The 6,000-nt window shown below is 41.8% G+C and carries 6 protein-coding genes and 1 rRNA gene; 6 read left to right on the forward strand and 1 reads right to left on the reverse strand.

What is annotated here, in order from left to right:
- Window positions 1-224: 224 nt before the first annotated feature.
- The gene (locus AC1DXF_RS15150; protein ID WP_477449560.1) at window positions 225-1,121 is read right to left on the reverse strand and encodes an alpha/beta hydrolase; all 897 of its coding nucleotides are present in this window, start codon (window positions 1,119-1,121) and stop codon (window positions 225-227) included.
- Between the two features lie 147 nt (window positions 1,122-1,268).
- Here AC1DXF_RS15150 and trxA point away from each other — a divergent pair, with 147 nt between their 5' ends.
- The 6 genes from trxA to AC1DXF_RS15180 all read left to right on the forward strand — a co-directional run.
- Window positions 1,269-1,565 (forward strand): thioredoxin, encoded by a 297-nt coding sequence (gene trxA, locus AC1DXF_RS15155; protein ID WP_090652262.1) that lies wholly within the window; start codon window positions 1,269-1,271, stop codon window positions 1,563-1,565.
- 128 nt (window positions 1,566-1,693) lie between these two features.
- Complete coding sequence (locus AC1DXF_RS15160; protein ID WP_477449561.1) at window positions 1,694-2,329, forward strand: TetR family transcriptional regulator C-terminal domain-containing protein; 636 nt, start codon at window positions 1,694-1,696, stop codon at window positions 2,327-2,329.
- A 27-nt stretch (window positions 2,330-2,356) separates the two neighbouring features.
- Window positions 2,357-3,733 (forward strand): ABC1 kinase family protein, encoded by a 1,377-nt coding sequence (locus AC1DXF_RS15165; RefSeq protein WP_477449562.1) that lies wholly within the window; start codon window positions 2,357-2,359, stop codon window positions 3,731-3,733.
- A 96-nt stretch (window positions 3,734-3,829) separates the two neighbouring features.
- Window positions 3,830-4,399: a hypothetical protein gene (locus tag AC1DXF_RS15170; RefSeq protein ID WP_477449563.1), complete on the forward strand. Its 570-nt coding sequence runs from the start codon at window positions 3,830-3,832 to the stop codon at window positions 4,397-4,399.
- Window positions 4,400-4,407: 8 nt separating this feature from the next.
- Window positions 4,408-4,902 carry a DUF4304 domain-containing protein gene (locus tag AC1DXF_RS15175; RefSeq protein WP_477449564.1) on the forward strand — a complete coding sequence of 165 codons (495 nt, stop codon included), beginning with the start codon at window positions 4,408-4,410 and terminating at the stop codon, window positions 4,900-4,902.
- Window positions 4,903-5,863: 961 nt separating this feature from the next.
- Window positions 5,864-6,000 (forward strand): 16S ribosomal RNA (locus AC1DXF_RS15180); the annotation flags it as partial.

The raw sequence follows: 6,000 nt of genomic DNA on the forward strand, positions 1-6,000 counted from the left end.
GGCTGTTTTGCTACTGATTTTGGCTACGGAAAAAGGCATTAAGTGCTAAATGCGGCTACCTTTTTACCTTTGATGCAGATACTTTTTAAAGTTATAAAAAGTTGTATTTTTTTGTAAATCTGTGAATATTTTTTGCTACCTAAGTGTTGATTAATTGCTCAAAATTTGCTGTTTTTTGCCAAATTTTGGCAGAAAACTGTAGTTTTATGAAGTTTTCGGGATAATTAATGTAAAATTTTCTTCCTCTCCTTACTTGCCGGGTTTAGGTAACCGTTGTCGGCCAGCCAGTCGGCCAAACGTTGTGGCCAGGTGCTGATGCTCTGTAATTTCGAGCGTTTGCCCATGTTAAAACCGTGGGCTCCCCGGGCGTACAAATGTACCTCAATAGGCACCTTAGCTTCCCGGTATTTTTGCATCAAACTTACCACCGGCACCGCGCAGCATGGGTCGTCATTCGCCGCTAATAAAAAGGCAGGCGGCGCATCGGCAGGTACCACATCGGGGATGTATAAAGGTCCGGGGTAAATCTGTATAATAAACTTAGGCCGGGCACTCTGTCTGTCAACGGGATCGGCGGCATTAGGATCGCCTTTGCCATCGCCAAAAGCAACCATATCAACAACCTCACCGCCAGCCGAAAAGCCCATCAGACCTATTCTGCTGGTATCCAGGCCATATTCGGCCGCCTTGCTACGTACCAGGCGCATTGCCCGGTACCCGTCCTGTTTGGCGTGTACATCAATTTTATATGGCGATAAGGTATCGCGGCCTAACCGATACTTCAGCACAAAAACAGTAACACCCAACTCATTAAGGTATTTGGCCGGTTCAATACCCTCGGCGGTATAAACCAACAAACGGTGGCCTCCGCCAGGGCATATCACTACTGCCGCGCCATTGGCTTTACCTGCCGGGGGCGTAAAAACAGTAAGCGATGGATTGTGGATGTTTTTTACCCAGTAATCCTTTGCCTGTTCGGGCTCATTTCGCCTGTTTTCGAAGCCGGGTGCGCCATTTGGCCAAAGTGGTATAACGGTGGGTTTGTCTTGCGCTAAAGCCGCAAACGAGGTAATAAAAAGTGCCAGCGTTAAGTAAATTCCGGTTGTTGTGCTCTTGTTCATGGTTAATAGTTAAGGGTTCATAGTCGGAAAGTCATATTCCCAATTAAGCTTCTGTTCAATAAACTTTTATCTAAAATAATGGTTATTATTGATAACAATAGCTAATACCTATTAACCATTAGCAATGAACTAAATAGCGAAAAAATTATGGCAAATTTCCAGGATATAATAGCTTCAGAAATTCCGGTATTGGTCGATTTTTCGGCCGAATGGTGCGGCCCCTGTAAAATGATGCCGCCTATACTAAAAGATGTAAAGCACGCCCTTGGCGATAAAGTAAAAATCATCAAGATTGATATCGATAAAAACCCGCAAGCGGCAAGCGCTTACCGTGTACAAAGCGTACCAACATTAATGATATTCCAAAAAGGACAAACCAAATGGCGCCAGGCCGGTGTTGTGCAGGCAAGAGAGCTGCAGCGGACCGTGGAGATGTTTATATAAGCCTCATCCCAGTCCCCTCCAAAGGAGAGCGGAAAAGTAACGGTTTATTAAAATAATTACATAACCAACACGCCAATCAAAAGTCCTCTCCTTTGGAGATGATTTAGGTGAGGCCAACCAAATCAAATATGGCAACTATCGAAAGTATCCAGAACGCATATATTGACTATGTGCTAACCGAAGGCTCGGAGCCTAAGTCGGTATATATATTTGCGAAGCAAAATGAAATGACCGAGGCAGAGTTTTACCAGTTCTTTGGCTCGTTTGAGGCAGTGGAACAGGCTATTTGGGCTGGTTTTGCTACTAAAACTATCAACGAAATAAAAGTACAGGAAGTTTGGGCGCAATACACTGCCCGCGAAAAGGCTTTATCTTACTTTTATGGTTTTTTTGAACTGCTTAAGGGCAGCCGCAGCTTTGCTATATATTCCATTAAAAAACAGCCAAGAGGTTTTACTACACCCCGCGTTTTTGAACCGATGAAAACGGCTTTCGAAAGCTTTGCCGAAGAGATATTGAAAGAAGGCATAGAAACTACAGAACTTACCGACCGTAAATTTTTTAGCAAACGTTATAAAGATGCGCTTTGGGTGCAATTTGTGTTTGTACTCAACTTTTGGGTAAATGATAACTCGGCAGGATTTGAGAAAACCGATGAAGCTATTGAAAAAGGTGTTAATGTAACGTTCGATCTGTTTCAACGCTCGCCAATTGACAATCTTTTCGAATACGGAAAGTTCCTGGTTAAAAATGGTGGAAAGTAATTGTGCATGGGGTTTTAAGAATCGAATATGACAGATGAGAACAACAAAGTCTCCCCTTCCGGGGGAGATGAGGGAGGGCTTCGCCGTTTAGAGGGGGCTGAACAAAATAGCATACCAATAACCAAAGTAGAACGCAGCGCCAAATTTGTAAAAACAGGGTTTAAGATAGGTGGTAATTATATTAAGCATTATTCAAAAAAACTGTTCAACCCGGATATGGATAAATCCGAGCTGAACGAGGATAATGCGGCTGATATTTACCAATCATTAAGCGAGTTAAAGGGAAGCGCCCTTAAGGTAGCGCAGATGCTTAGCATGGATAAAAACCTGCTGCCAAAAGCTTATGTTGATAAGTTCACGCAATCGCAATACAACGCGCCGCCGCTTTCGGGGCCGCTGATTGTGCAAACGTTCAGGAAATATTTTGGTAAAAATCCCGATCAGATCTTTGATAAATTCAACATCCGGTCAAACAATGCCGCATCAATAGGGCAGGTGCACCAGGCCGAACTGAACGGGAAAAAGCTTGCTGTAAAAATTCAGTATCCCGGTGTCGGCGAGTCCATCTCGTCCGACTTGAAACTCATCAAACCATTTGCCTTTAGGATGCTGGGCATGAGTGAAAAGGAATTGAATGTGTACATGAGCGAGGTTGAAGAGCGCCTGCTGGAAGAAACCGACTATGAACTGGAAGTACGCCGTTCCATTGAATTTTCTACCGCGTGCGGCAATCTCGATAATGTGGTATTCCCTATTTATTACCCGGAGTTGAGCAGTAAGCGCATTATTACCATGAATTGGCTGGAAGGGAAACATCTTAAAGAGTTTTTGGCCACCAACCCATCGCAGGAATTAAGAAACCAGATAGGGCAGGCCCTATGGGATTTTTACAATTTTCAGCAGCATGAGCTGCGTGCTGTACATGCCGACCCGCATCCCGGTAATTTCCTGATAACACCCGAAGGTAAACTGGGATGTATCGATTTTGGTTGTATTAAAGAGATGCCCGAGGATTTTTACTATCCTTTCTTTTCGCTTACGTCAACCAATCTGTTGGATAACAAGGAAGAAACTATTAAAGCTTTTCGCTTGCTGGATATGATCCGTAAGGACGATACCCCGGCGCAGGTTGAGTTTTTTTACGGGCAGTTTAAAGAGATGATAAGCCTGTTTGCGATGCCTTACATTGATGGTTATTTCGATTTTAGCCAATCAGAATTCTTCGACCAGCTTTTTGCCTTTGGCGAGCGCTTATCCAAAATGCCCGAATTTAAACAAACTCGTGGTGTTAAGCACTTTATATATGTAAACCGCACCAATTTTGGTTTATACAATATGTTACACGAGCTAAAGGCCAAAGTGAAAACAGATACATTTAAGCCACACGTGGTTTTGGAATATTAACCCTTAATGAGTCCTCTCTTTACTGGAGGCGGCTTTTGAATCTTAATCGCTTTTTTTAAATGCTTTAGCCTATATTTGAATAACCTTTATTCATATATGAAGCCTTATTTTTTGTTAATAGCCTTATTTATTATGGTTGCCTGCAAACCCAAACAGGCGCCGGTGATAACAAATATGGAAGTAAAGCCCGTTCGTGTTTTGCAAGCCGGTTATAAAACAGTTGCAACTTTCAAAGCATCCGGAGTTGATACATCCGAAACAGACGAACAACTTAACGCCTATGCCAACTATTATGTACTGGTTGCTGATACAGGTAAAAGGTATGATGAGCTCAGGACTGAAATGTTCAATCTGCATCAATCATCAAGCCTGGCTATTGATACCTTAGGCCGTTATTATGATAAAACCAAAGGGTTGATCCAATTGCCAGACGACGATGACGATGAGATGTATGCAGGTGAATATTACCCCCGCAGATATCTCTCTGAATATTTAAGCCTGGAGTACCTGGATGAATATCAGCCGGGATCTGAATCTAAAATGATTGCTTTGGTTGCCGGTATTTATGAAACCAGGAAAAGTGCTGATAGCGCTTTAAGTGCAATTAAACCTGGCGAAAAAGCTTTTGTGTTGAAATCGAGAATATATGTGGGCTGTATGCATTAATTGGTTATATGAGTACTAAAGAGTTGAAAAAAACAATTATTACCGGGTTAGCTGATATACTTAAGCCGCTTGGTTATAAACGGGCCGGAAATATATTTTCAAAAACAACGGATGATCTTGTTTATAGTATAGGGTTACAAAGTAGTTTTAGTTCAACGGCTGATATATTGAAGTTTACCCTTAATATAAACATCATATCAAAAAAGCTGTATGAACTATCTGATACGGTTATGCCATTAAACGCCCAGGAACATTATAGGCGTCGTATCGGATATTATATCCAACCCGGTGGCGACAAATGGTGGGTTGTGAATAATCATTACACCACCGGATTAGCCGTTAGAGAAATTAAAACTATAATTGTTGAAAAAGTCATTCCCGATTTTGAACAATTAAAGTCGATAAGCGATATTTATTGTCTTTGGAAACAAGGTAAGGGTACCGGCATCACCGCTGGAGCTATGAAATATTTTATGCAGCTATTGGAGCAAGCCGGCCTCTAAATTATTCAATCATTATAAAAAAAACATATTTACCCATGCCAGCGGATACTCACCTGGAAATTGATTGACAGGTAGTACATGTTTCCTTATTGATTTTGTTTGATGGCCCTGCGCAGCAGGAAGCCTAACAGGTTGACCCAACCCATATCATTTTTGCCGAACAGTATGCAAAGCCGCCATGTTAGTAAAGTTGTGATGGCTGATAGTGTTAATATATAATATACTCCCGAACCATCCCAACGCTGCCTATTTCCACTAAATCATGTATTGTTTGCCGTAAGCTGCAATTTTTCCTTGCTGAAATATAGGCTGTTATGCAAAATTGTAGTGTAAAAGCTTTAAACGATTTGCAGAAGCGGCAAAAGCGCGTACCTTTGCAGCCCGCAAATAAGGAAGCGGGATTGTTCTTAGAAAGGTTACTGAAGGGGTTTTTTGAAGCAGGAATAGGGGAGAGAGAAGAAAAAACAAGGGTTCAAAAAAAACTTCAGATAAAATTTCGGAAATCCAGAAAGTTTACTACTTTTGCACCCCGCCACGGAGGGAGAAAAGAGAAGTGGTAAGCGGACAAAACGGAAGAGATTCTTTAGAAATCGAGAGAAAAAAAAAGAAAAAATAAGTTTTGGAAAAGCGGAAAGGTTTTCTACCTTTGCAGACCCAAACGGAGGGTTGCTTTACGGAGCAGAAGAAGTTAAAAAGCCGGAGCGATTCTGGTAATAGAAATGAAAAGTTAGATGGATGCAAATCCAACAAAACATATAGCGGATTCGGATGATGAAGCGAGAAAGTTCTTTTAAGAAATAGAAAATCATGTAGAGTAACACGGGAGCGGAAAGCGGAAGGCGTAAAGCAGAAAGCGAGAGGCAAACGGGTTATGATAACAAAAAGTTAGATACTGTATAAAGATATAATTATATACAGATTCTATTATTAATAATAGGGTCAGTGACAAACTAGACATTTTACAATGGAGAGTTTGATCCTGGCTCAGGATGAACGCTAGCGGCAGGCCTAATACATGCAAGTCGGACGGGATAGGAGAGCTTGCTTTCCTTGAGAGTGGCGCACGGGTGCGTAACACGTATGTAACCTACCTTAATC

The organism is Mucilaginibacter sp. P2_A5 (assembly GCF_056404995.1).

Coding starts and splice junctions, on each gene's coding strand:
- AC1DXF_RS15150 (WP_477449560.1), bottom strand. CDS start 1,121: ATGAACAAGAGCACAACAACCGGAATTTACTTAACGCTGGCACTTTTT.
- trxA (WP_090652262.1), top strand. CDS start 1,269: ATGGCAAATTTCCAGGATATAATAGCTTCAGAAATTCCGGTATTGGTC.
- AC1DXF_RS15160 (WP_477449561.1), top strand. CDS start 1,694: ATGGCAACTATCGAAAGTATCCAGAACGCATATATTGACTATGTGCTA.
- AC1DXF_RS15165 (WP_477449562.1), top strand. CDS start 2,357: ATGACAGATGAGAACAACAAAGTCTCCCCTTCCGGGGGAGATGAGGGA.
- AC1DXF_RS15170 (WP_477449563.1), top strand. CDS start 3,830: ATGAAGCCTTATTTTTTGTTAATAGCCTTATTTATTATGGTTGCCTGC.
- AC1DXF_RS15175 (WP_477449564.1), top strand. CDS start 4,408: ATGAGTACTAAAGAGTTGAAAAAAACAATTATTACCGGGTTAGCTGAT.